14 protein-coding genes are annotated in these 25,931 nt (G+C 57.4%); 13 read left to right on the top strand and 1 reads right to left on the bottom strand.

The genetic code is table 11. The features are described from left to right. Positions 1–116: 116 nt before the first annotated feature. From MUK71_RS03665 to MUK71_RS03655, 3 genes are read left to right on the top strand one after another with little or no spacing between them, the layout of a single operon-like run. Positions 117–1,685 (top strand): type I restriction-modification system subunit M, encoded by a 1,569-nt coding sequence (locus tag MUK71_RS03665; RefSeq protein WP_227929102.1) that lies wholly within the window; start codon positions 117–119, stop codon positions 1,683–1,685. Then, the gene (locus tag MUK71_RS03660; protein WP_227929103.1) at positions 1,682–2,857 is read left to right on the top strand and encodes a restriction endonuclease subunit S; all 1,176 of its coding nucleotides are present in this window, start codon (positions 1,682–1,684) and stop codon (positions 2,855–2,857) included. Before MUK71_RS03665 ends, MUK71_RS03660 begins: the two co-directional genes overlap by 4 nt. Next, on the top strand, positions 2,854–5,901 hold the full coding sequence (locus tag MUK71_RS03655) for a type I restriction endonuclease subunit R (protein WP_227929104.1): 3,048 nt from the start codon (positions 2,854–2,856) through the stop codon (positions 5,899–5,901). Before MUK71_RS03660 ends, MUK71_RS03655 begins: the two co-directional genes overlap by 4 nt. A gap of 764 nt (positions 5,902–6,665) precedes the next feature. Here the strand turns inward: MUK71_RS03655 and MUK71_RS03650 are convergent. Then, positions 6,666–8,216 (bottom strand): HNH endonuclease signature motif containing protein, encoded by a 1,551-nt coding sequence (locus MUK71_RS03650; RefSeq protein ID WP_227929105.1) that lies wholly within the window; start codon positions 8,214–8,216, stop codon positions 6,666–6,668. 642 nt (positions 8,217–8,858) lie between these two features. Here MUK71_RS03650 and MUK71_RS03645 point away from each other — a divergent pair. The 10 genes from MUK71_RS03645 to MUK71_RS03600 all read left to right on the top strand — a co-directional run bounded on the left by MUK71_RS03645 (position 8,859) and on the right by MUK71_RS03600 (position 25,929). Continuing rightward, positions 8,859–10,337, top strand: a complete 1,479-nt coding sequence (locus tag MUK71_RS03645; protein ID WP_227929106.1) for a DNA cytosine methyltransferase — start codon at positions 8,859–8,861, stop codon at positions 10,335–10,337. Positions 10,338–10,460: 123 nt separating this feature from the next. Then, positions 10,461–11,930, top strand: a complete 1,470-nt coding sequence (locus MUK71_RS03640) for an ATP-binding protein (RefSeq protein ID WP_227929107.1) — start codon at positions 10,461–10,463, stop codon at positions 11,928–11,930. Continuing rightward, positions 11,927–14,797 (top strand): Z1 domain-containing protein, encoded by a 2,871-nt coding sequence (locus tag MUK71_RS03635; RefSeq protein ID WP_227929108.1) that lies wholly within the window; start codon positions 11,927–11,929, stop codon positions 14,795–14,797. Before MUK71_RS03640 ends, MUK71_RS03635 begins: the two co-directional genes overlap by 4 nt. Before the next feature lie 50 nt (positions 14,798–14,847). Next, on the top strand, positions 14,848–16,923 hold the full coding sequence (locus tag MUK71_RS03630) for an AIPR family protein (protein ID WP_227929109.1): 2,076 nt from the start codon (positions 14,848–14,850) through the stop codon (positions 16,921–16,923). Positions 16,924–16,972: 49 nt separating this feature from the next. Beyond that, the gene (locus MUK71_RS03625; protein ID WP_227929110.1) at positions 16,973–19,579 is read left to right on the top strand and encodes a Z1 domain-containing protein; all 2,607 of its coding nucleotides are present in this window, start codon (positions 16,973–16,975) and stop codon (positions 19,577–19,579) included. Further along, complete coding sequence (locus MUK71_RS03620) at positions 19,576–20,583, top strand: PD-(D/E)XK motif protein (protein WP_227929111.1); 1,008 nt, start codon at positions 19,576–19,578, stop codon at positions 20,581–20,583. The genes MUK71_RS03625 and MUK71_RS03620 overlap by 4 nt, the downstream gene beginning before the upstream one ends. Before the next feature lie 151 nt (positions 20,584–20,734). Then, positions 20,735–22,429 carry a hypothetical protein gene (locus tag MUK71_RS03615; RefSeq protein ID WP_227929112.1) on the top strand — a complete coding sequence of 565 codons (1,695 nt, stop codon included), beginning with the start codon at positions 20,735–20,737 and terminating at the stop codon, positions 22,427–22,429. Continuing rightward, on the top strand, positions 22,426–23,319 hold the full coding sequence (locus MUK71_RS03610; protein ID WP_227929113.1) for a hypothetical protein: 894 nt from the start codon (positions 22,426–22,428) through the stop codon (positions 23,317–23,319). The genes MUK71_RS03615 and MUK71_RS03610 overlap by 4 nt, the downstream gene beginning before the upstream one ends. Next, on the top strand, positions 23,316–24,068 hold the full coding sequence (locus MUK71_RS03605) for a DUF6339 family protein (protein WP_227929114.1): 753 nt from the start codon (positions 23,316–23,318) through the stop codon (positions 24,066–24,068). The genes MUK71_RS03610 and MUK71_RS03605 overlap by 4 nt, the downstream gene beginning before the upstream one ends. A gap of 169 nt (positions 24,069–24,237) precedes the next feature. Next, complete coding sequence (locus MUK71_RS03600; RefSeq protein ID WP_227929115.1) at positions 24,238–25,929, top strand: nuclease-related domain-containing DEAD/DEAH box helicase; 1,692 nt, start codon at positions 24,238–24,240, stop codon at positions 25,927–25,929. The last annotated feature ends 2 nt before the right edge of the window (positions 25,930–25,931 follow it).

Below are 25,931 nucleotides of genomic sequence, written 5' to 3'. Positions count from 1 at the left end.
TTCGTTCCTCCATGGCTGGCGAGCCCGGCCCCGGCTGTGGGCCCCCGTCGATACCATAGGAAGGTACTAATCCAAGTATTGTCGTACCGCATGTATTACCCAGGAGACACCAACATATGACCCCCACCACTCGAGAAGGTCAGCGCGCCGAGCTGCACAAAACCATCTGGCGCATCGCGAACGACCTGCGGGGATCAGTCGATGGGTGGGACTTCAAAAGCTACGTGCTGGGCATGCTGTTCTACCGGTTCATCTCCGAGAACCTCACCGCTTACATCAACGAGAGCGAACGAGCCGCGGGGAGTCCCGGCTTCAACTACACCGTCCTGCCCGATGCGCAGGCAGAGTTCGGCCGGGACGTGACCGTTCAGGAGAAAGGCTTCTACATTCTGCCCTCGGAACTCTTTCAGAACGTGCGCAAGCGGGCAGCCCGGGATGAGAACTTGAACGAAACCCTCGCCAATGTGTTCAAGAACATCGAAGGATCCGCTGTTGGCAGAGACAGCGAGTACGACCTGAAGGGCCTCTTCGATGACCTGGACGTGAACAGCTCCAAGCTCGGCAACACCGTTGCCAAGCGCAACGAGAAGCTCGTGAAACTTTTGGACGCCATCGGTGACCTGCCCTTGGGTAACTTCGAGGACCACTCGATTGACCTGTTCGGTGATGCGTATGAGTACCTGATGCAGATGTATGCCTCTAGCGCGGGCAAATCCGGCGGCGAGTACTACACGCCGCAGGAAGTCTCCGAGCTACTCGCCCGCATCACCGTAGTGGGAAAAAAGTCAGTGAACAAGGTTTACGACCCGGCGGTCGGGTCCGGTTCGCTGCTGTTGAAGTTCGACAAGATCCTGGGCAAGGGCAACGTCCGCCAAGGCTTCTACGGTCAGGAAATCAACCTGACCACCTACAACCTGGCCCGGATCAACATGTTCCTACACGACGTGAACTACGAGAAGTTCAACCTCGCCCACGGAGACACCCTCCTGGACCCCGCGCACTGGGACGATGAACCGTTTGAGGCGATCGTCTCCAACCCGCCCTACTCCATTCGGTGGGAAGGGGACGCGAACCCGCTGCTGATCAACGACCCCCGCTTCGCCCCCGCCGGTGTGCTCGCTCCGAAGTCCAAAGCGGACCTCGCGTTCACGATGCATATCCTGTCTTGGCTGGCTGTGAACGGCACTGCGGCGATCGTCGAGTTCCCCGGGGTGCTTTACCGGGGTGGTGCCGAGGCGAAAATCCGTAAATACCTGATCGATAACAACTACGTTGACGCGGTGATCCAACTGCCGACGGACCTATTCTTTGGCACCGGAATCGCGACCTGCATCATCGTGCTCAAGAAGTCCAAGAACGACAACGCCGTCCTGTTCATCGATGCGTCCGCCGAATTCACCCGTGGCGGGAGCAAGAACAAACTCACGGTCACTAATCAACAAAAGATCCTGGACGCTTTCACTGCCCGCGAGGACGCCGAGCATTTCGCTATGCTCGTACCAAACGAGGACATCGCTGCGAACGCCTACAACATCGCGGTCTCGTCCTATGTCGAGGCTGAAGACACCCGCGAGGTCGTCGACATTACCGAGCTAAATGCGAAGATAGCCCGGATCGTTGACCGGCAGCAGGAACTCCGCACCTCTATCGACGCAATCGTGAACGAGTTGGAGGGCCAGGAATGAGCCGACTCCAGGACCTGATCAGTTGGTTCTGCCCCGACGGCGTTCCCTTCCAGCCACTCAGTGAACTGCTTGATTACGAACAACCCGGTAAATACCTTGTAGCATCAACGCAATACAACGACTCATTCCCCACGCCAGTGCTCACCGCAGGTCAAACTTTTATATTGGGATACACCGATGAGGTCAACGGGATCTACCCTGCATCTGCGAACAAGCCGGTAGTCATATTTGACGACTTCACCACGGCTTTCAAATGGGTTGACTTTCCATTCAAAGCTAAATCATCAGCAATGAAGATGCTTCGGCCGAAGAATGGGGCGGCGATTGATTTCCGCTTCGCCTACTACGCGATGCGCTGCATTCGTTACGCACCCCAAGATCATGCTCGTCAGTGGATCTCAACCTACTCGGCATTCCGGATCCCCGTTCCGCCACTTGAGGTGCAGCGGGAGATCGTGCGAATACTGGATGGGTTCACCCAGTTGGAAGCGGAGCTCGAAGCGGAGCTCGAAGTTCGCCGTCTTCAATACGCGTTCTACCGCGATTTCCTAATCGTGGGCCTCAGCCAGGAGTTCCAGTGGCTGCCTATGGGCCACGTTGGTGAGTTTATTCGTGGTCGGCGCTTCGTTAAGGACGACTTTACAAAAACCGGAATTCAGTGCATCCATTATGGCGAGATTTATACGTCTTATGGGACTGCAACCGCATCTACTATCACGCATCTACCTGAAAGCATGGTTTCGCAACTTCGGCTTGCTAAGCCTAAGGACGTAATACTTGCCGCCGTTGGCGAGACTGTCGAAGACGTGGGGAAGGCTGTTGCCTGGCTTGGGGAAACAGATGTAGCTATTCACGACGATTGTTTCCTTTATCGTCATCCATTGAACCCGAAGTTTGTATCTTACTACTTACAGACTCAAGCGTTTCAGTCACAAAAAGGAAAGTACGTCTCCCGGGCTAAAGTAAAGCGGCTATCGCGGGAAGGGCTGAGCAAGATCACCCTTCCTGTTCCTCCGATGGAGGAACAGGAGCGCATTGTCGAAATTCTCGATGGATTCGATATCCTCCTGAACGACCTAAGTATCGGCCTCCCTGCAGAACTTGCGGCGCGCCGGAAGCAGCACGAGTACTACCGTGACCGGCTGCTGACCTTCAAGGAAGCAGCAGCATGAGCGAGGCAGCTTCGCGGAAGTACGCTCCGATTGCAGTCTCGAATGAGAGCACAGTCGTTGCCGAGTACGTTCCGGATGCGAAGGCCGAAAGTGCGTATCAGTCCGAATCCGAGCTCGAAAGTGAACTTATCCGCTTGCTGCAGTCGCAGGCTTATGAGTACCTGCCGATCACCTCGGAGGCGCAACTCACCGCCAATCTGCGCACACGGCTGGAGACGCTGAATCACTTCACCTTCTCAGATAGCGAATGGGAGCAGTTCTTCATCGAGCGCTTGGCCGGAACGAATGAAGGCATCGTCGAAAAGACTGTGCGGATCCAGGAGGATCATGTTCAGCTCCTGACCCGCGACGACGGCTCGGTCAAAAATATCGTCCTGATTGATAAGCAGAACGTCCACAACAACCGACTCCAGGTCATCAACCAGTACGAAACTCCCCAGGGTGAGGCAGGCGGAAACTATGCCAACCGGTACGACGTCACAGTCTTGGTCAACGGACTCCCCATGGTGCATATCGAGCTTAAGCGGCGCGGTGTAGACATCCGCGAGGCCTTCAACCAGATCGATAGGTACCAGCGTCACAGTTTCTGGGCGGGCTCCGGACTCTTCCAGTATGTGCAGCTGTTCGTCATTTCGAACGGCACGTTGACGAAGTACTACTCCAACACCACCCGCCGCCAGCACATCAGCGAGGTGACCGGCAAGAAGCGCGCCCGCAAGACCTCGAATTCCTTCGAGTTCACGTCGTGGTGGGCGGATGCGCAGAACAGACCCATTCAGGATCTGACGGCCTTCGCGAAGACGTTTTTCGCCAAACACACCCTGCTCAATATCTTGACGAAGTACTGCGTGCTCACCGCCGATCGCATGCTCCTGGTCATGCGCCCGTACCAGATTGTCGGAACCGAGCGGATCCTGCAGAAAATCCAGATCTCCACCAACTACAAGCAGCTTGGTACGGCGCCGGCCGGCGGGTATGTCTGGCACACCACCGGATCGGGAAAAACACTGACTTCGTTCAAGGCAGCCCAGCTGGCATCCAAGATGCCGTCGGTGGACAAGGTGCTCTTCGTCGTCGACCGTAAAGACCTCGATTACCAGACGATGCGGGAGTACGACCGGTTCGAGAAGGGGGCGGCGAACTCGAATCCCTCCACGGCTGTGCTGAAGAAGCAGCTCGAGGACCCCGGCGCGCGGATCATCATTACGACCATCCAGAAGCTCTCCACATTCATCAACGCCAACAAGGGCCACGCGATCTACGGCGGCCACGTGGTCATCATTTTCGATGAGTGCCACCGGTCCCAGTTTGGCGACATGCACACCGCCATCACGAAGGCTTTCAAGCGGTACAACCTCTTCGGCTTCACCGGGACACCGATTTTTGCCGAGAATGCCGGCAGCGGCGGCAACCCGCGGTTGAGGACCACCGAGCAGGCATTCGGCGAGAAGCTGCACACGTACACGATCGTGGATGCCATTACGGACAAGAATGTCCTGCCCTTCCGTATTGACTATGTGAACACGGTCAAGGTCGGGAACGTGGTCGACAAGCAGGTGTCCGCAATCGATACGGAGACGGCGCTGCTCGCGCCCGAGCGGATCCGCAAGATCGTGGAATACACGCTTGAGCACTTCGACCAGAAGACTAAGCGCGCCGAGGCATACACCCTGGGAGAAAAGCGGGTCCGCGGGTTCAATGCCTTCTTTGCCACAGCATCAATTCCGGCTGCCCGGAAGTACTATCAGGAGTTCCAGGCCCAGCAAAAGGATCTGCCCTCAGACCGGAAACTGAAGGTCGGCCTCATCTACTCGTACGGTGCCAACGACGCCGTGGAAGACGGTGCGCTCGACGAAGAGGCGTTCGATACAGGACGCCTTAGCGACGATGCGCGCACCTTCCTCGATGGAGCTATCGCGGACTACAACGCGATGTTCGGGACCTCGTTCGACACCAGCGCCGATCGATTCCAGAACTATTACAAGGACCTGTCGCTGCGCCTAAAGCAGCGGGAGATCGACGTCGTCATCGTCGTGAACATGTTCCTCACGGGCTTCGACGCGACGACGATGAACACGCTGTTCGTGGATAAGAACCTCCGTGCTCATGGTCTTATCCAGGCCTTCTCACGGACCAACCGCATCCTCAACTCCGTAAAAACCTACGGCAACATTGTTTCTTTCCGGGATCTGGAAGAACAGACAAACGACGCCATCGCCCTCTTTGGCAACAAGGACGCCCGCGGCGTCGTCCTGCTGAAGCCGTACCCGGAGTACTACTCCGAGTATCAGGAAAAGGTGGACGAGCTCCTTAACGCCTACCCCCTCGGGACACCGATTAGCGGGGAATCCGCGCAGAAGGAATTCATCGCCCTGTTCGGCACAATCCTGCGCCTTCAGAACGTCCTCACATCCTTCGACGAGTTCGCAGGCAACGAGATCCTGACCGCCCGGCAGGGCCAGGACTACCGGAGCGTATACTTGGACCTGTATGCGGAGTTCCGCAAGGAAAAGACTGCGGCCAAGGAACAGATCAACGACGACGTCGTCTTCGAGATTGAGCTGATCAAGCAGGTCGAAATCAATGTCGATTACATCCTCATGCTTGTCCAGAAGTACCGCGAGCAGCGCGGTGATGGCGAAGACAAGGAGATCCGCGCGGAGATTACCCGCGCTGTCGACGCCAGTCCGACCCTGCGCAACAAGAAGGACCTGGTCGAAGCCTTCATTGACCGCGTGTCCATTACCGGGGAAATCGACGAAGAGTGGCGTGCTTTCATCGAGGAGCGCCGCGAAAGTGAGCTCGAGAAGATCATCGAGGCAGAGAACCTGCGACCGGATGCAACGCGGAGCTTCGTTGACATGGCTTTCGCTGACGGGAGCATTCAGGTGGCTGGCCCGGCGATCACAAGGGTTTTGCCTCCTGTGTCTCGGTTCACTCCCACGGGAGGACTCAGGGAGAAGAAGCAGCGGGTTCTCGAGAAGTTGGGCGCGTACTTCGATCGGTTCTTCGGGCTTAGTTCGACAAACAGCTTGACGCCTTAGTTGCGTTGGGCTCGTCAGACACGTGAAGGTCCGACGTCGGCAGATCACGGATGAGGTAGCGCGCGAGTTTGGCATCGGAAAGGGAGTCTGGCGACGCCCGGGTGTCGGGGACCAGCCCGCGGCCCGACCCGCTCGGCGATGATCTTTGGGCTCCGGCAGCTAGGTCGCGCCCCGGGGATGCCCATGGCAGGGCCGAGCAAGTCGTGGAGTTCGACGACGTCAACCCTGCGGACGGTCATGTCGGTGACGGAAAGTCACCTGGTCGTCTTGGGGTTCTCTACCTACGCCAAGTCCTGAGAGCAAAGCCTCGCGGCTGGTGGGGTGAGCAGTACGTGGGCCAACCCGGTGACGGGGACTTTGCGCTGTTTGTTGCCCTCAGAGGAGACTCCGTCCGGCGAGGTGCCCTGGCCCGAAAGCCGACGCCGAGCCGTCGGCTTCCCCACCGAAGTCTCATGATCACACAGCGTTCACGCGGGTGCAGCAAAAGATGCTTTACCTTGTTCAGTTCCTCCCTGTAGATCGATCTGCGATAACAGATCATGGTGCTGCCCTGCATCAGGCACATTTGCTCCATAGCTATCATGTCCAGGCCCGGGCCTGATGTGGCGGTGAGGTAATCGGGCCTCCGTTTAGTTCGGTCGGCGCAGTCCGCCATCAGTGGCTATTCGCCAACCAAGATTCCTCTGATTGTTTCTCGGGAATCGCACCCCTCGCCCGCCTGCCTATGTCCGGAGCGAGGGGTCACGATCCCGGAGGAGCGCGTGTTAGGTTCCGGCAAACTGGTTTACGAGTGACACGTTAGAATATTCAGGGAAAGCCTTTTCAACAGCCGTAACCGTATTGCTTCGCCATGCCGCAAGATGAGTTTCATCAGTCGTGCTCCACACATCCCATCCGCAGATCAGGTCAATGTAACCATCAAGCCGTTCCTGCTGAACCTCGGATAGTGGCTCAAGGAACAGCCGCTTCCACTTTTGTTTAAGAAACTGACCCTGAAGTGCGGGAATGAATATCGACTTCAACCACCATGCAATAGCTCCTTGCATAAAGAAAGCGCGGGCTTGCAGCGTCATAATGTCTTCCTCCACACCTTGGGGCTGAGGCCGCCATTTATCAGTGAGCATATTGTCCGTCACTCGATTCAGTAGCTGAACTATCGCCTCGCGCTCATTCTCGCGTGCAATTGAGTTATCCAACGGCTCATCCAACAGTTCTTGGCAGACCAAGGGACGAATAATCTTTGTAACCAAGACGCGGTCTGTGAGCGGAAACTTCTTATCCAACTTGGTACTGAATAGCTTCTGCTTTTTCAGTTCCAGGTTTTCGTGATTGAGGATTGCCCATTCGAAGTTTGCGAGAAGTTGCTTTTTGAACTTCGCTTGGTCTTGGAGTGGCTGATCGCTGACCAACTCGCTTTCGCTAGGGCTTTTGCCGTCGTGCTTCGCCTTGTACGCAGCAACTTTGTCCTGCATGACCTTGTCGAGTTTTTGCAGGGTATCTGTGGTCGACAAAGGGCGTTTCTTGATCCCCTGTTGAATTTGGACTACAAGGTTGTTGATCATAGCCGGATCCGGATCAACGTACATCTTCATAGGAATCTCGGTACGTTTTAGGAGAATCTGAGCCGTCGTTTTGTGTTGCCCGTCGAATTGCTTCAGGTCCGCAAGCCCATTATCGCAGGAAACCAGTCGACAGTTGCTCGGCTCATGTACGGGGCGGTCGCTAAAGTCGATAGCCAATGTACGAACATGGTCATGCTCTATAAACCGCGGTTGCGTACCTTCATCGTTTTGAATGTACTCAATGGGAACGTTCATAAAAAAGTATTTCGTTCGGGTGGCTGGATCTTCGTAAATCGGTGCGGACCTCTCGATCGAACCAAATGTGAGAGTCGCGGTAGTGTCCGATAAAGAAACCACCACGCGTTGGTTACCGTTTTCTATGTAGTGGTTAATTACATCTCCGAAGGATCGACGAGGATGCGCAGTGGACCACCTCCCAAAGCGGATAACTGTTGCCGCTAAAGGATAGGAAAGGTTTTTCCTGCTTCGATTACATGACTTATGGGCCAAATAGAGGTTTTTCAGCTCGGTTACGCCCCCTTCACCTTCATTGCCTTCCTTGCGTGCCTTCACATGGTCCACGTCAGTCGCTGTCCCGTCCACAGCAAGCGGTTCGTTACAAAGAGAACACCTGCCTCGAGATTTTTGCCACAAGGATTCTCGGGCGGACGCGCGTTCCGAAGGGGGCAATTCGTCTCGAATCGACTTGGATAACTTGAAACCGGGCGGGACGATCGTGGTGGTGTTTGTCATGGATCTCACTATAGAGGGGATAAGCCGCTCACATGTCGTCGATCGCTCATGAAAGAAGCATGATTCAATTTCAACGCGAGAGACGCCGGTATCCAAAATCGCAAACGCCGTCACGACCATTGGACCGGCGTAACAAGCGACCGGTATCGACATTAGTTCCTGGTAAACATACCAAGACACCGACGGCTTCTGACCTTTCGCATAGAAACACGTTTCTAAGCGCCGTGGTGCAAGCTACGGTTGCCCCAAAGATTCCGCCTGAATGTTCGTTAAACGCGTGGCCAGTCTCGAGCTATGGCCCAACCGTGAAAGATGCTGGCCCCGCACAACCACATGGAATCATGGGTTTCACCTCGTCTTCGAGTTTAATCGGCGTACCTGCCCCGGGCCTCAGCCCTCTTTCAGTTGTTCAGTGGTGGCCACCAGCCAAAATCCGGTCAGACACGCGCGACCAGTATCGAAATCTTCGAGGTGACATCGCGGCGAAGGCTTGGGGTCGACTGGTCGGAGATCAACGGTGACGAAACTGTCAGTGCCGAGGTGTTCACTGGGAGCGAGGTGAACGCGCGGAACCGGTAAGATTACTAGGCTCCGCGTTCCTGCTTGGTAACCTGGAGAGCCGCACCAATTTTGGAGGAAACCGTGATCCCCGTCGTTGACATCTTTGCTGGCCCTGGCGGCCTGAACGAAGGCTTCTCCAGTATCCGCGACCAAGACGGCAACCGGGTCTTCAAGACGGTTCTGTCCATCGAGATGGAAACCTCTGCAGTAAAGACTCTGACCCTTCGTGCGGCTCACCGGTTCCTTTTGGATTTGCCCGAAGGTCAACCTGAGATCTACAAGAAGTACCTTGCCCAGGACGTGACGTACGACGAAATGCGTGCCGCGCCGGAGGTGGCTGAGGCTTTCGCGCACGCGGAGGCCGAAGTCCGGCAGTTCACCCTGAGTGAGGACAGCCGTCCAGAGTCCGACGCGTTGATCCGCGAATCTCTTCAGGACGCCTCCGAATGGGTCCTAATCGGCGGACCGCCGTGCCAGGCCTACTCAATGGCCGGACGCTCCCGGCGTAAGCACGACGCCACGTTCAAGGACGATCACAAGCACTTCCTGTACAAGGAATACCTTCACATCATCACCGAGTTCCGCCCTGCGGTCTTCGTGATGGAAAACGTCAAAGGCATGCTCTCCTCCAAGAGCGGCAACGGCAAGATCTTTGAACTGATTGAGCAAGACCTGCGCGCGCCCGGCTATGACCTTCACTCGATGGTGGTCAGTAGCGACACCGGAGAGCTCAAGCCCACAGACTTCATCATCAAGTCCGAGCAGTTCGGAATCCCCCAGAAGCGCCATCGGGTCATCATCGTGGGTTTACGTCGGGACGCCCAGCTTCCGGCCCCAAAGGTCCTCGAACCCCGCGAACCCGTAACCGTGCAGGACGCCATCTGGAGCCTGCCGCACTTGCGTTCCGGCATTTCCCGTCAGCCGCAGGCCACTTGGGAAGACTGGGCAAGGATCCGTCAGCAGGCGCACAAGATTCTGCGGGCGCTTCCCGGAAAGGAGCATGCGGATGCTCCCAGACCTTATGAGTTCGGTACTAGGTCGACCGCCGTCCGCCCGGCGGAACCTTTCGCCGAGGACTCAGCAGCCGGTGAACTTCAAAAATGGCTCCGTGAAGATGCTGCCCCGGTCACGTGGAACCACGAAGCCCGTGGACACATGCGCGAAGACCTGGTTCGTTATTACTTGCTTGCTGCCCTCGTGACGGACGACGGTCAAAGCCCCAAAGTGCGCAGCCTGCCTGCTGCCCACTGGCCAAAGCACAACAACATAAACAACGTTGTCGTCCCGTTTGAGGACAGATTCCGCGTCCAAGCGTGGGGGAAGCCCTCGTCCACCGTCGTGTCCCACATCGCCAAGGACGGGCACTACTACATTCACCCGGACCATGAACAGATGCGAAGCCTGACCGTACGCGAGGCTGCGCGGCTGCAGACGTTCCCCGACAACTACGTCTTCCTGGGTAACCGCACGCAGCAATACACACAGGTGGGGAATGCAGTGCCTCCCCTGCTGGCCATGAAGATCGCAAGCAGGATTGCCGAAGTCTTGGGAGTTCACTGAGGAAAAGTCCCCGTTTCGAACCTCCGTCCGTTCAGGCTCCTGTGTCGCACTAACAGGAATGTCACCGTGTGGCGATACTCTGATCCTCACAAGTACTAATTGCATTTTAGCTCTGGGGGACGCTTGACGGACGCGATCACACTGCTGCCTGGACCGCAGCTCATGGAATCCATGAGAGCTGTTGGCTACAACTTGGAAACCGCGTTGGCCGACCTCGTCGACAACTCGATAACAGCCGGCGCAGAAACGGTGGACATCCGGTTTTCCGCAGTAGGTGATCCCTACGTCGCCATCATCGACGACGGCGCGGGAATGACGTCCTTAGAAGCGCAGGATGCGATGCGCTTGGCAGGAAATGACTCACGAAACCGGCGTGCAAGCCACGATCTTGGACGGTTCGGTCTCGGACTCAAAACCGCATCCATTTCCCAGTGCCGCAAGCTCACTTTGGTAACGAAGCAGCGCCGCGAGGTGCACGCTTTCAGGTGGGACTTGGACTACCTCAGCAGCTCCTCCAGCTGGAGCCTCCTGCGACTTGCACCGGAAGAGTTCCAAGCCCTCCCTGAATACGCTGCGCTAGAAGCCTTGGATCACGGAACGATGATCCTTTGGCAGGATCTGGACCAGCTTGAAAGCACCAGTGGTAACTCGATTGCCGCCATGGATGAAGCCATGATGCGTGCCGCCTCCCATCTGGGACTTGTTTTCCACAGGTTCCTGGCAGGCGAGCATGGACGGCAGCTCGATATTCGTCTGAACTTTACGTCCGTCCCTGCGACTGACCCCCTGCTCAAGGATCACAAAGCCACCCAAATTGGTCCGCTGGAACGCATATCTTTGGACCAAGGGACTATCGAACTACGCCCCTATACCCTTCCGCACCTGAACATGATGTCGCCGTCGGACCGCAGGAAGGCCCATGTAAACGGCTCATTGCGAGACAGCCAAGGTTTCTATATTTACCGTGCAATGCGCCTTGTCATCTGGGGAACCTGGTTCCGCGTGGCTCCGAAACAGGAATTGGGCAAGCTCGCACGGGTGCAAGTAGATGTTCCGAATTCCTTGGACCATCTATGGTCCTTGGACATCAAGAAGGCCCAAGCCGTACCTCCACCCGTTATCAGGGACCGGCTACGCGCCGTTGCAGCCACAATTGTGGGCCCAAGTCAGCGCGCGCACACCTATCGCGGACGAACAGAGCGCAGTCCCATTACACATATCTGGAATGCCGTCTCCGACGCTGAGTCGTTCCGTTACGAGGTCAACAGAAACCACCCTGCACTGGTCGCGCTCAGCAGCACGTTCGATCGTCAAGAGTCCGCCGCTCTGGAAACCGTTTTGAGCCTCATGGAGCGAACGTTTCCCATCGAGGATGTTTACAACAAGATGGGCCAGGACTTATCCCATTCTGCTACCGAAGTGGATGACCAAGACCTCTTCGACTTAGCGGGTGCACTTTGGGGACAGCTTCAGAGCACTTTGGCCCCGGACGCCTTTGTGAAGGCCATGCTTACTTCTGAACCATTCGACAAGCACCCACGCGCCGAGGCTGTTCTCCGGGAAACTGTCCTCGGGAAGGACACCCAGTCATGACAGACCCGTTCCTTTTTCCAGTTTCAACGGTCGAGGCAGCTGCGCTGTCCCTTCTCAAGGACCCAGACACGGACGAATACCGTAAGGACCTCGCTGGGGATGAGATTCGATTGGCGTTCACCCGCGCACGCACGCAGCTTCCGACGGCGTCAACCGAATCACAAATGGACCAGTTGGTTGAGCTCTGGGTACAAAAGCTGACCGCCACCAGTTCCTCAAGCGATGGTGGTCCGCTGATCAAGGATGATCACATACCTTGGCTGCAGAAGAGCAAGACCGACATTGTGTGGCGGAGGTGGTTTGCATACCGGCATATGCTTTCCGACTCCGGACGTTCTGGCGGCGTTCTTGACAAGCTGGACCACTTCAGCGACGAGATTCTTGACCTTGTGGGGGATCCCAGGAACCCGGGCATCTGGAATCGCCGCGGCTTGGTGATAGGCGACGTGCAGTCGGGGAAGACCCAGAATTATCTCGCGCTGATGAACAAAGCCGCTGACGCAGGCTATCGCGTTATCATCGTCCTCTCCGGGAACACTGAATACCTGCGTCAGCAGACTCATTCCAGGATTGATGAGGGGTTCATCGGCAGGGACACGACGCTTGCCGGAATGCATAATGGGGCGCGGGTTCCCCGCGACATGCATATAGGTATTGGCAACGTGGATCGAGAGATCGCAGATGCCACATCGCTCACGACTACCCTGATGGATTACCTTCAAGTGAGCCGAACTGCAGGAGACGTCGCCCTGCCAACGACCAGCTCCCCGCCGTTGGTATTCGTTGTTAAGAAGAACACTCACGTTCTCAAGGCAGTACAGGGGTGGGCCCAGGCCAAAGCCGGGAGCCAACCAAGAATTGATCTTCCGTTGCTCCTGATTGACGATGAGTCCGACTACGCATCAATCAACACCAATGACGAATCCGACGATCCTACTGCCATCAACTCCGCCATCAGACGGCTTCTAAACCTCTTTACCCGGTCCTCTTACCTTGCGATCACAGCGACCCCCTTTGCCAACATCTTCATCGACGACGAAGCAACGGCTTGCCTCACGGAGGATGGCGAGGAACTGCCCGACCTGTTTCCCGAAGATTTCATCTACCCCCTCGACGCTCCGAGCAACTACGTTGGCATCCGGGCGGTATTCGGGCGGACGCCGGACGAACCCGGAACCCAGCTACAGAAACTCAAAGACGCCGTTCGCTGGCTTCCCTTGAAACACAAGAAACTTCAACGCCCCGATGGGCTGTCTTCGAGCCTTCAGGAAGCGCTCCGCACTTTCCTCCTGGCCAACGCCGTCTTGGATCATCGGCTGAAAGCACCCGCAAAACGTTCCATGCTGGTAAACGTTTCGCGTTTCACTGATGTCCAAAACCACGTGGCGGACGCACTTCGTGAAGCACTCTTTCAATACAAGACAGCCATCCAACTGCACGCTACCGCTTATGCTGCGGGACGAACCCATCCGTTATTAGATGAGCTGAAGGGAACCTTTACGCGCCAGTACACCGCGAGTGGTGCCTCCTGGGAAAGTGTTCTGTCCCAGCTGTCAGCATCAGTCGCGGAAGTCCGAGTCAAGGTCTATAACTCAGCGCCAGGGATCGATCCCTCTGAGTTCGATGGCGAGGTGCCGGAGAGGCAGATTGCCATCGGCGGTGATCTGCTCAGCCGCGGTTTGACTTTGGACGGACTGGTGGTCAGCTATTTCCATCGGAACGTTGCTGCTGCCGACACTATGATGCAGATGGCACGCTGGTTCGGGTACCGGGATGGGTACCAGGACATTTGCAGGCTGTGGATCAGCGAAGGTTCAGCTGCAGACTACAGATTCATTGCCACAGCGGTGGAAGAGCTCCGGGTGGATCTCGCCTATATGCGTCGAAGCAAAATGATCCCTCGGGACTTCGGTCTCGCCGTGCAGCAACACCCCGAGTCACTTCTGATCACAGCCCGAAACAAGTCAAGGCACGCCATGTCGGCCCAAAAGGAAATCAACCTGCTTGGACGCAATTTGGAAACCACGAAACTCTCCACCAGTGTTGAAGTCCAGCGGGAAAACCATACTTCCATAGTCAAACTGTTGGACGAAGCGGTGGGAAACGGCTGCGCCGTCGACAGGACCCGGCGAGGATATACGCGCATACGCTCGGTCCCCAAAGACCTGATCGCCGACGCGCTCCTCCTCTTTTCGGCGGCACCCGATGACGTACTGTTCAACGGTGCAAGCCTCGAACGCATGGTGCGCAGCGGCGAAGGTGATCTTTTCAAAGAGTGGGACATCGTCGTTGTCAACGGTTCCGTGAAAAGAAACGCGCCTCTCACCCTCGGACCGCTCAGCGGATGTTACCCCGTCGAAAGGCAGATGCTTTTTCGCCCGTTGTTCTCCAAGGACGGGACCCCGAGAGGGGCATCGCTGTGGGTCAGTGGCAAGCGCGGGCGCTTAGCCGGGCCTGAGGATTTGCAGAAACTCCTCGATCAAGAGATCGAGCAGCGAGCTTCCGGGAGATACATGGATGCTCTCAGGGAGCTCGGTCAGGACGCAAAGAGCTCGATTCCGGAAACAGCCTTTTACGGTCACCTCAGCAAGCCTCAGTTACTGATCTATCCGCTCTATGTCAGCCCAGGTGGCACAGACCAGAGTCGAACCATTGAGGTGGAGGATTTGGCCGAGCTCCCGCGGAACGCCGTTGAGACAAAGCGCTCACTTGACGAGGCGCAGAAACAACATCTCCCGTTTATGGCTCTCAAGGTTGCCCTGCCCAAAACCGGCTACGATCCGCGTGGACGCAACGGCCGCGCCAAGTACTTGCTAAACCGCGTAGCCCAGCGTTACTGGGTCTCGGATTACGAACAACTCGCTTAGCAGTAGCACAAACGATCCTCTCAGGATCATCATCAGATAAATGGGGACAAATGGATATTGAGAGCTACTTCCAGCAGCAGGCCGCTGCTGTCGGTGCCTTGGCTAACGCCGAGGGCGAATTCGTCGCTACCGCCTTTACCAGGCATTGCGGAGAAATACTCACCGAAGCGGGCGAGTTCGATGACATCGAAGTTTTGGACTTCGAGGGCGCGGGTACCAATCAGCGGAAACTCAAGGTCAATGGCTACGACCTCGAGAACGCAGATAACAGTATTGCGGTCGTCGCCAGCGTCCATTACGGGACAGAGACCATTCAAACGCTCTCGGCGACCGATGCAAAAGCGGCTCTCAGGGCCCTTCACTACTTCCTGCTGGATGCACTCGACGGGAGCTTCATGCAGGGGCGGGAGCAAAGCTCGCCGGCTTACCAGCTCGCGTGGGATTTGCGGAGCAGGGGCAGGAACGTTTCACGTTACCGTCTCTATCTCATGACAGATGCCCGACTGAGTGATCGTTTGCGTTCCCTGCCGTCGGAAGACATCCATGGAATTCCCGTGGACTTTCATCTTTGGGATATCGAGCGTTTCCACCAGCTCCACCAGTCCCAAAGCGGCCATGAGCCTCTTCAGATTGATCTGACGGAGTGGGCAAACCAGGGGCTTCCTGCACTTCGGGTCGAATCCACGCCAGAGTTTGCGACCTACCTGACCTCCGTGCCCGGCCGGGTCCTGTCGTCCCTGTACGGCAAGCATGGGAGCCGGCTGCTTGAAAGCAACGTGAGGTCCTACCTCAGCAATAGAGGCAAGATTAACAAGGGAATCCGTGCCACGATCCATTCCGCTCCGCAGAACTTCATGGCGTTCAACAACGGAGTAACTGCCACAGCCACAAGTGTTACAACCTCTGAGGACGGCAGCTCCATTCTGTCGATCGAAGATTTGCAAATAGTGAATGGCGGCCAGACCACGGCGTCATTGTTTTTTGTGCAAAGGGAAGCGAAATCTGAGGGAGTTTTGGACGGCGTTTTTGTACAAATGAAGCTGGTGGTCGTCGCTCCCGCTCTCGCCGCAGAACTCATACCGAACATTTCACGGTTTGCGAATAGCCAGAATGCAGTCAGCTCTGCCGATTTCTTCTCCAACAGTCCATACCACGTCCGTCTGGCCGAGCTCTCACGCAAGGTCCTTGTCCCGTCCCGTTCCGGTGCGGTCCACAGCACCCACTGGTACTACGAACGTACTCGCGGCCAATATGAAAATGAACGCAGCAAGCTTTCACGTTCAGAAGCCGTCCGTTTCGAAAATCTGAATCCGAAATCGCAAAAGTTCGATAAACCGGCATTGGCCAAATACCTTATGTCGTGGGATCAACGGCCTCACACTGTGAGCGCGGGCGCGCAGAAAAACTTCGTTGCTTTTGCCGATATCGTGGCCAAGAGCTGGGATAAGGATCCAGACCAGTTCAACGAACAGTACTTTAAAGAGACGGTGGCCAAGGGGATCCTCTTCGCCGAGGTCAGGAACGTTATCAAGAATGCTGACTGGTATCGCAAGGCGTACTTGGCGAACATTGCCGCCTACACGGTTGCCAAGATTGCCAGCCTGGTAGAACGGCAGGGACAAGGCAAGGTCTTCGATTTTGATGCAGTGTGGTCCGCACAAGCCGTGCCGGACTCCGTATTGGTCGTCGCCAACCAGGTGGGACGCCTCGTCCAAGAGGTTCTCACGAGTGAACATCGGAGCACCACCAACGTCACGGAGTGGGCCAAAAAGGCGCAGTGCTGGGACACCGTCAAAGCCATGCCCTACACGCTGCCCTCCGACTTCCTCTCGGCTTTGGTCGACGCCGCCACCGTCGCTGCCCGAGGCAAAGCTGCAAAGGCGAACCAGAAGGTCGACAATGGAATCGGCCTGCAAACCCGGCTCTACGAGATCCCAACAGAGCATTGGAAGGCGCTGGAAGGGTTTGCCGGCGAGAACAGGGTCGCTTCGCCCACAGATATGAGCATCCTAGGCCTCATGACAGGGCGTAAATCAGGCGTCCCTTCAGAAAGGCAGGCGGCAAGGCTCATCCAGCTGGTTGCCAATGCCAACGAACGGGGATTTACCCTCTTTAGCCCTTGGTGACGCGTCACCACCCGTTTACTTATTCCCGTATCAAGTTCAAGGATGAAAAATGGCCCTAAACGCCCAAGGAGTCGCGGCGCTGGAAACCCTCGAAGTTCTTATGAAAACCAGTGTTTCCAAAGACGCTGCCGTAAATACCTTGCGTATTATGCTCAACAATGACGGGTTGGTCGAGGACGTTCTCACCGAACGCGAACTGATTATCAAACAAAGGTGGGTAGACGCTCACGGCGTCACCGTATTCGATGAGGAATCGGAAACAGAGCCATGGTATGCCGGCCCCCAACCCCATGATGTCTTCTGGCCGAGCCTCAAAGCAAAGCTGCAAGCCGACCCGGGTTGGACCAATGCCGTTCCGTCTCTCGACAAGACCTCCACAGATGTCGTGTCCCTACTGGCTGACCCGCACAGCGAAACCATCCGGACACGCGGAATGGTGCTCGGTTACGTCCAGTCGGGTAAAACTGCCAATTTCACGGCCACCATCGCGAAGGCCGCTGATGCAGGCTACAGACTGTTCATCGTCCTTTCCGGCGTGCACAACTCCCTGCGGCGCCAGACCCAACTGCGCCTGGACAGTCAGCTTTGCGATTTGAGACCGGCAGACTGGGTCCAGCTAACCGATGAATTCGGCGATTTCGGCAATCCCGTCAAAGCGCTTCCACTGGTTGCCGGGTCACAATTGCGGCTGTTGGCAGTGGTGAAAAAGAACGTTTCGCGGCTCACAAATCTTCGCAACTGGCTCCTGGACGCCCATGAAAAGGGCGGTCTGAACAAATGTCCCGTGCTCATCATCGACGACGAGGCAGACCAGGCCAGCCCGAACTCCGCAAGAGATGCAGAGCTCGATCAAACAGCCATTAACAGCTTGCTCGTTGATCTCTTGGGATTGCCCCGTGTGGCGTACGTGGGATATACCGCCACACCGTTCGCCAATGTTTTGGCCAATCCCGCAGACCCACAGAACATTTATCCGCGGGACTTCATCTATTCCCTCCCCAAGCCGGCCGGATACTTCGGCTCCGAAGAACTCTTCGGAGCCCCCGTGGCTGAGCCGGAAGAAAGCTCCGATGACCAGGGCCACGACATGATCCGGTTCGTACCTGAGTCCGAAGCGGAAGCGTACAAATCCAGCTCTAAGAGCCCTTACTCCCCCAAAGTTACCCCCAGCCTCTCCGACGCCGTCCGCTGGTTCCTGCTGGCTACCGCTGCACGGCGGTTTAGAAACGGAGAGGCCAAGCATTCCAGCATGCTGATCCACACCACCATGAGGGTCGAGCCTCAGAACACTTTGGTGCCCGTTATCAGGAAACATGTGAAAGACCTGCAGAAAGAACTCCAAAGCGGCGACACGGCGCAGTGGCAGAACCAGTGGGAAGCCGAAGTGCAACGGGAACCGGCTGCCCGCCACAACCTGGTAGCGCCGTCCTTCGAAGAGGTGCTGGGCCTGCTACCCGACGTACTCACTGACGCGAAGGTGGTCGCAGACAACAGCGCCTCGCCCGAGCGCCTCATTTATGCCGCGGACCCGGCGACGGTCATTGCCGTGGGAGGCAACACGCTTTCCCGGGGCCTGACTTTGGAAGGCCTTGTGTCCTCATTTTTCCTGAGGACAGCGGGTGCCTATGATTCCGCACTGCAGATGGGACGCTGGTTCGGGTATCGGCGTGGTTACGAGGATCTTCCCCGGGTCTGGACTACCCGCAAGCTCAAGGACGATTTCCAGTTCTTGGCAGAGATTGAAAGCGACCTTCGAGCCGAGATCAAGCGCTACGAGGGGGGAGCTGCGTCGCCACGTGATGTGGCCGTGCGCATTCAGACTCATCCGCGAATGCAGGTGACATCTCCCCTGAAGATGCAGTTCGCGATTAAGGCCTCGGCCTCCTTCAGCGAAACCCACCCCCAAACGACCTATTTCGACCGGACCGATCCCGAGATTCTGGCAGAAAACATAGAAGCAACGAAGGAGCTTCTATCAGCAGCCAACGACAATGCCCTTGATAAACCGATATACGGTGAGAGGACCCTTTTCAAGGGAGTTCCCGCCGAATCAATATTGAGCTTCTTGGATCACTATCATTTTAATGACAAGTCCGAGATGTCCGAAGGCATGCTCCTCGACTATGTGACAACGCAACTGAAGTTCGGGGCGCTCCGTGAATGGAACATTGCAGTGGTCTCGAAATCCGGTCAAAGCGACGGGTCTGCGAAAACACTCGATCTTGGCCTCGAGCAAAACGTGAACCTGATCACCCGTTCACAGCTCAAAAGTAGCGAACCGGACACAGCAAACATTGGCACGCTGATGTCACGGGTTGATCGTGTACTCGATCTGGGCTGGACAGCAAGCCAGGCGAAAGCTGCGAGCGATGCTCAGCTACAGGAAGTCCGCAATGCTGAGGGACGTCCGCTCCTGGTGATCTACCCTATTGATAAGGACTCTGCTCCCCAACCCCACCTAAAGAGCCGCAAGGAGCTGAACGCCGCGGAGCATGTGGTGGGTGTGGCGTTCTCCTTCCCCGCCGCTGCCGCGGGATCGGAGCCGAAGAACGCTATTCAGGTGGATGTGTCCGTGCTCAATACTGACGAAGCCGACGACAGCCTGAGCGCCTACGTGGATGCTGAAGGCTCTCACGACAAGGTGGCTCTGGGATGACCGAATATCCAGACCTTCTCTCCGTGTGGATGGTCAATTCCGCAGGCGGAACGGGCACACAGGGGATTACACAGGCCAACCCGATCGGCGTCACGGTTGAGGCGGGCGACGTCTTGGCAGCGCTCGACTCGAAGTCGGATCGTCATCTGCTCATCCCTTTGCTTCCCGGCGAGGCCGTGCCCGACCAGGCTGACGGAGCGGCGGTTCGCTTAAGCAGGGTGAAATTTCAGTCCCGGGATTACTTGAGTGCGTTCTGCACGGTGCGAAGACTGGATACTGTTTTCACGGCATTCGCACGCGAACTCTTGGAGGTGCTTCGTGAATCGGAGTCTCCTGCGTATGACGTGACACGCGCATTCCATGAGTGGAAAGCCCTCTTCGCTGCAGCCTCGGGACCCGAGCTGAACGTTTCTGAGCAGATAGGTCTGCTTGCTGAACTCCAACTGCTGGAAACGCTGGTTCGCGCAGGAGACCATCAAGCTCTGTCCCACTGGCAAGGACCCGATAGGTCACAGCATGATTTTCGTGCCGGCGATACTGCCATAGAGGTGAAAGCGTCCCTTGCACGGGAAGGACGCCGGATCGGCATCAGCAGCCTCCAGCAACTCGAAGCACCAAACAACGACGCGGGCGTGTTGTTCCTGGCCTATACCCGGTATGAGCGTTCCCCGACGGGGGATTCGCTGCCAAGTATGGTCGATGCGGTTCTCAACCTCGGGGTGGAATCGTCTCTCTTCGAACGAAAACTTCGTAGGGCGGGTTATTTCGACTCGCATAGAGAGGCATATCTGAACTCAAGGTTCGATCTGAAGGAGCAGAGATTCTACGACGTCAAACAAGAACATTTCCCCAGGGTTATTCCGCGTTCATTTGAGCAAACTGAGCTTCCCCCGGGAGTGGTGTCGATAACCTACGTCATTGATGTAACCAACGAGCCACCCACGCCCTTGGAACAAGTTGAAACGCTCGACCTAATTGAGGGATTTGCAGACAGTGCTTCTTGATTGGATTCCCGAGCGCTTTTCCCCTAGTGGAGGGTTGGCGGCTGACGGGTTCGCAAAACTACTCGGCCGCCCCAATCTCGACCCTCTGGCCGTCTTGGTGCGGGAAACAGCACAAAACAGTTGGGACGCGCGTGATGGAAGCGGAGCACCCGTGGTTTTCAACATCGCTGCCGAGACCTTGGCGGCGAGCGTTGTCACTTGCCTTCGTGAATCCGTTTTCCACAACGCCTCCGAACTCCCCGATCCAACGCTCGCCCACTCCCTTCAACGAACGGACCTAGTGGGCCTATATGTGTCCGATCGCAATACGAAAGGACTTGGAGGACCAGTCCAGGGGCATCTGGAGTCGACGGATGGAAACTATGACTGGGTCGACTTCATCCTCAATGTGGGCAAGGCCAACACCGACGGCATGACTGGAGGCACCTACGGCTTCGGCAAGACCATTGCCTACATCGCTTCGCGACCCCGCACCATAATTGTTCACAGCCGGGCTATGCATAACGGTGCTCCCGTGAGCCGCTTGATCGCCTGCAGTATCGGTAGTCAGTTCGCGCTCGACGGGATCCTCCATACAGGGCGCCATTGGTGGGGCAGAAACGATTCGAGCGAACCCGTCCCGCTGGAGGGCATTGAGGCAGACACGCTGGCCGCTCGGCTTGGTATGCCGGATATCGCTGAAGGCTCGCTGGGAACGAACATCCTGATCCTCGATCCTGACTTCGGACACAGAACCATCCACCAGGGCATGACCTTTATTTCCGAGTCGGTTTTGTGGCATCTCTGGCCCAAGCTCGTGGGCGACGACCGGGCCATGGATATCCGAACAACCCTCGACGGTGCAGAAATCGCCATTCCGAAACCGGACTCAAGACCGCCCCTAAACCACTTCGTTGCAGCCTACTCCGCTCTCAAGGGAGAAGGTGGTGAGCCATCAGCAGCCGTACGGCAGCACGAGATTATGCGCTACAAGGAGCGGCTTGGAAGGTTGACGACTGTTCCATTCACCACTCCTCATTTCAGCACACCTGTGCCTATCGATGACGGGCACAAGCCGGAGGATCCGGACAGCCCGGCTGCGGCCTCACCGTTCACAAACCGGGTCTGCAACCACACGGTGCTCCTGCGCTCCCCGGAACTTGTAGTTGAGTACAGGGAAGGTCCGCCTGCGCCCAAGGAAGGCATCGAATGGGCCGGCGTATTTCGCGCTGACGATGACTTGGACGAATCATTTGCTCACGCCGAACCACCAACGCATGATTCCTGGCAACCCAGCCTCGTCACCATCCACGAGCAGCGGTTGCGCGTGGTTAAAGCGCTGCGTGACATTGACCATGCCGTGTCGACGCAGTGGGGTAAGCCAAAGCCGGCAACAGCAGCAGAATCGACCAGTACGGCCGCCGTGGCTAACGCGCTCTCCCACTTGGTCGGAACCCCGGGGCAGGGCAAGGGACGGCCCGGGGCGTCCGGCGGTGGCGGCGCCGGAAAGAGGGGTCCGAAGCGGGCGTCCATCGAGCTACTTGACGCCGGCCCCCGAATGCTCGGCAACCAAACCGCCTCTTATCTGCGCTGCCTCGTGACACCGCCTAAAGGCGCCGACGTTACTTTTGTCACTGTTTCTGTTGGGGTTGCGCTGGATGGTGCTACGAGTGACGCCACGCTGGATCCGCAGCTGGAACTGGTCTCCGCGGAGTTCGACGGGGACCGTGAGGCCTTGAAGGGACATCGTTCGGGGTTCAAAGTCTTCGGTGACGAGCCTGTGCACGCCGTCATCTGCGCGAAGCGCTCATCAGCATCCAGTGTTCTCTGGGATGTTTCAGCGGATTTGGAAAGCAGTACTGCATGAAAATCTCCGTGTCACCTTTCTACACTCCGGACCCGAATTCCGTGGTTCATTCCGGGTGGTTCTTCTCCAGAAACGGTTCCGGCGAAGCGCTTCCGGAAGAGATGGACTCGTGGGATTACCAGACTGTGCTGAGCCTTCAAGCTGAGGTCACGATAGACCGTCCGCTTATCCTCGCTCAGTGCCGGATGGGGGAAGGAAGTCAGTTCAGGGTGGTCGTCAAAGCCAAATCCGATTCCACCAAAGCCGACATCCTTCTCTTGGATGCAGTAGCCCCTGCAGATGCGAATGTTCGCGTTCCACTCCAGCTTGATGTTCCCGGCACTGAGTTAGGCGGACGCCTAACCCTTACCACGTTCATACTCGTAGATGCCTCCGTCCCTCTCGATCCTTTGGCCCCGCACCAGCGGGGGAGCATCCTCTGGAAAAACTATGCACATGTCTATCTCCAGGGGATCGGGGCCCAGTTCCCAACGGATGCGGAAGATTTCCGGCGAACACGCCCGGACACTCCCGATGCCCTTTGGCAGCTGGATGCTGACCTGTCCGACGCGGAAGCCTCCTTCGCAAGTGCCGTGCGCCTGTCCATGAACACGTCACAGCCGGCGATTAAGCGTCTCCTGCAGGGACTGGACACCCCGGAAAACAAGCAGCTGCAGCATTTGCTGGACATTGATGTCACCCGCCAGATGGCTGTCCTGGCAGTGCAGTCAGATGCTGTTCTGGACCGGGATCCTGACCATGAGGACCCGTCAGTGGCAGCCGTTCTGCGGTGTCTCCTGCTGCAGCTATGGCCACAAATCTCGGATCCGCACATTCTCCGGAAACTCTGGGACAGCGAACCGTCCAAGTTTGAGGCCCATGTGCAAAGCACCAGAGGAAAACTGTCTTGAGCATCTACATCTACCCCCGATTGCCGCGAGACGTCGCGCACAGAATTATCGCCGAGCTCGCCGACAAAGGGCTGACTGAATTGGTGGGCTATGGTGCCCTTAGCCATACGTCTGCGGCCCCTGCGGCTGTCGGCGGAATCCCTGTTCCACAACAAGAGCTGCAAAGGATCCAGGACGGTCTCCGAGAGATCGCATCCAGGTACGGCTTTCCCGCCAAACTCGATCAACGATCCCAACAGATTCTCGACCGAACCTTGGGCACCTACCTATACAAGGAGCTCGGAATTGTCCCCGGAGACGCCGCCGTCGAAGGTGTCTGGAGTTTCCTCACGCTGGTATTGGTTCCCGAGCTTGCACCTTGGCGTTTCCCCCAGAGAACTGAGAGTCGACTTATAGGCGTACCCCGAAACGCACTCCGTCGCCTCTGGTGGAGGGCGTGGGCGCTCGGGCCAGACCTGAACGCGGCCCCCGCTGGTTGTTCTCCATTGGGTGAGGACGAGTTTGTGCAGATTATGGAACGGTCCGGCCTTTCGGGGAACCGGAAAGCAGCAAGGGCAGCCCGGGATGCAGTATGGCGGGCTGAAGCGAACGGGCTTTTGCCCATACTTCGAACTGAACTGATGAGGGGGTTGATCCCCCGGGTATTGGCTGCCCGCTCGCATGTTGTTCTGGAGATACTCTCGGACGATGAACTCGCTGCACTTCTGGATGGGTATGTGAGGCAGGTCCTCGAGCAACCACGGCTCTGATTGTACTGAGTGTTTGTGTAAACGTTCCCTGCGGTTTCAAGCACCCCTGCTAGGTTGGGCCCACTTAGTAACAGGGGGAGTTCATTGAGTACAGCTTCAAGGAGCCGGGGCGACGCCGCGATAACCTGCTCACAACGCCTGGCGCACCGCCGGCACACGAGGGGGAACCGTGAAGTGCATACCGAATGAGCCGCTATTCGGCGAAGGCCGGCTCGCCGAGAAGGCGGTCTGGGATGCCCTGCGCGCCCAGCTGCCCGACGACGTCGTTCTGGCACACTCCGTCCAGGTGCGCCTCGGACGTGCGGAACACGAAATCGACATTCTGGTGCTGTGGCCGGGGGTTGGGCTGACTGCGATTGAGGTCAAGGGCGGCAAGATCTCCGTCGATCAGGGACAGTGGTACCAGTCGGACCGGCACGGCAAACATAAAATCGAAAGCCCTATCGCCCAGTCCCAAAGCGCGCAGCACGCCTTCAAGGGCTGGGTGACGGACCGAATCGGGTCACCGCTGGTCAGCCGGTTCGCCTACATGGCGGCGTTCCCGTACACCAACGTGCCGCAGGACTGGGAAATGGCAGGAGTGCCGCGTCCGCTCGTCCTGGACCACGATGACCTCACGGACTGCCGCGAGCGTCTCCGGACGGCCATTGAGACCCAGGCACAGGGCGGAAGTCCGCTCGCAGCCAAGTTTGTCCAGCGGATCATCCCCCTGCTCTCCGGCGACCTGGAGCCGTCCAGCGACCCGTCGCTGAGCGCCGATGAACTGGAAGACCTTCAGGAGCAACTCACTGAACGGCAGAAGGTCCTGCTGGACTGCAGCCGCTCCATTCCGCGGGCACGGTTCGTCGGAGGTGCCGGCAGCGGCAAAACCTGGCTGGCCGTGGAGAAGGCGAAGCGGCTGGCCAAGGAGGGCAAGCGGGTGGGGCTGTTCTGCTACAACCGCGGCCTCGCCGAGCATCTGCGCCGGCAGGTGGCCGGCTGGCGTCAGGCCAAACCTGTCTACGTCGGCGAGTTCCACGACTACGCCGTCTCCCTTGGGGTTCCCAACGGCTCGGGACAGTCCTACTTCGACGAGGACATGCCCGCCCTAATGCGGGACCTCGCGGCCGGGCTTCCACCGGAACAGAAGCTGGATGCCATTGTGATCGATGAAGCCCAGGACTTCGCTCCGCTGTGGTGGGAAAGTCTGCTCGCCTGCCTGCGGGATCCTCAAGAAGGCGAAATTTACGCGTTCATGGACGAGCGTCAGAACGTTTACGGCAGGTGGGATTCGCTCTCAGCAGGCACAGCACTCGACCCGACCGCCGGCCTGGTCACGCTCCACATCGATGAGAATCTCCGGAACACCAAGCGCATTGCCCAGACGTTCAAGGGCTTCGCCGGCAAGCACTTCTCGCCGCGCGGAGGTGACGGACTTCCGGTGAGGCTGGTGCCGTGTGCCACCGAGGACGCCATCGACGTGGCTGGGGACTGCGTCGACGCCCTGATCGACGAAGGCTGGGCCAACAACCAGATCGCGTTCCTGACCACCAAGAACCGGCACAGTATTCACAAAGAATTCGAGAACGATCCCGTCGGATACTGGAACGCATTCCACGACGACGACGGCGAGTTCTACGGGCACGTCCTGGGATTCAAGGGGCTGGAACGCTCAGTGGTCATCCTCTGCGTGAACGGGTTCAAGGACATGAGCCGGGCCGGTGAGCTGCTGTATGTGGGCCTCTCCCGCGCCCGTTGCCTGCTGGTGGTCGTCGGCGACCCGGACCTCATTGCCGAGGCCGGCGGACCGGAGCTGGAGCGTGCCATGGGTCGGATGCAGATCTGGGAACCGCAGCCGGCAGACGCGTCCAGCATGTCCTAGCG

The organism is Arthrobacter zhangbolii, from assembly GCF_022869865.1.
GTDB classification, from domain to species: domain Bacteria; phylum Actinomycetota; class Actinomycetes; order Actinomycetales; family Micrococcaceae; genus Arthrobacter_B; species Arthrobacter_B zhangbolii.
The sequence above is the reverse complement of the archived record's forward strand: the minus strand, read 5'-3'. Positions and strand labels throughout refer to the sequence as shown.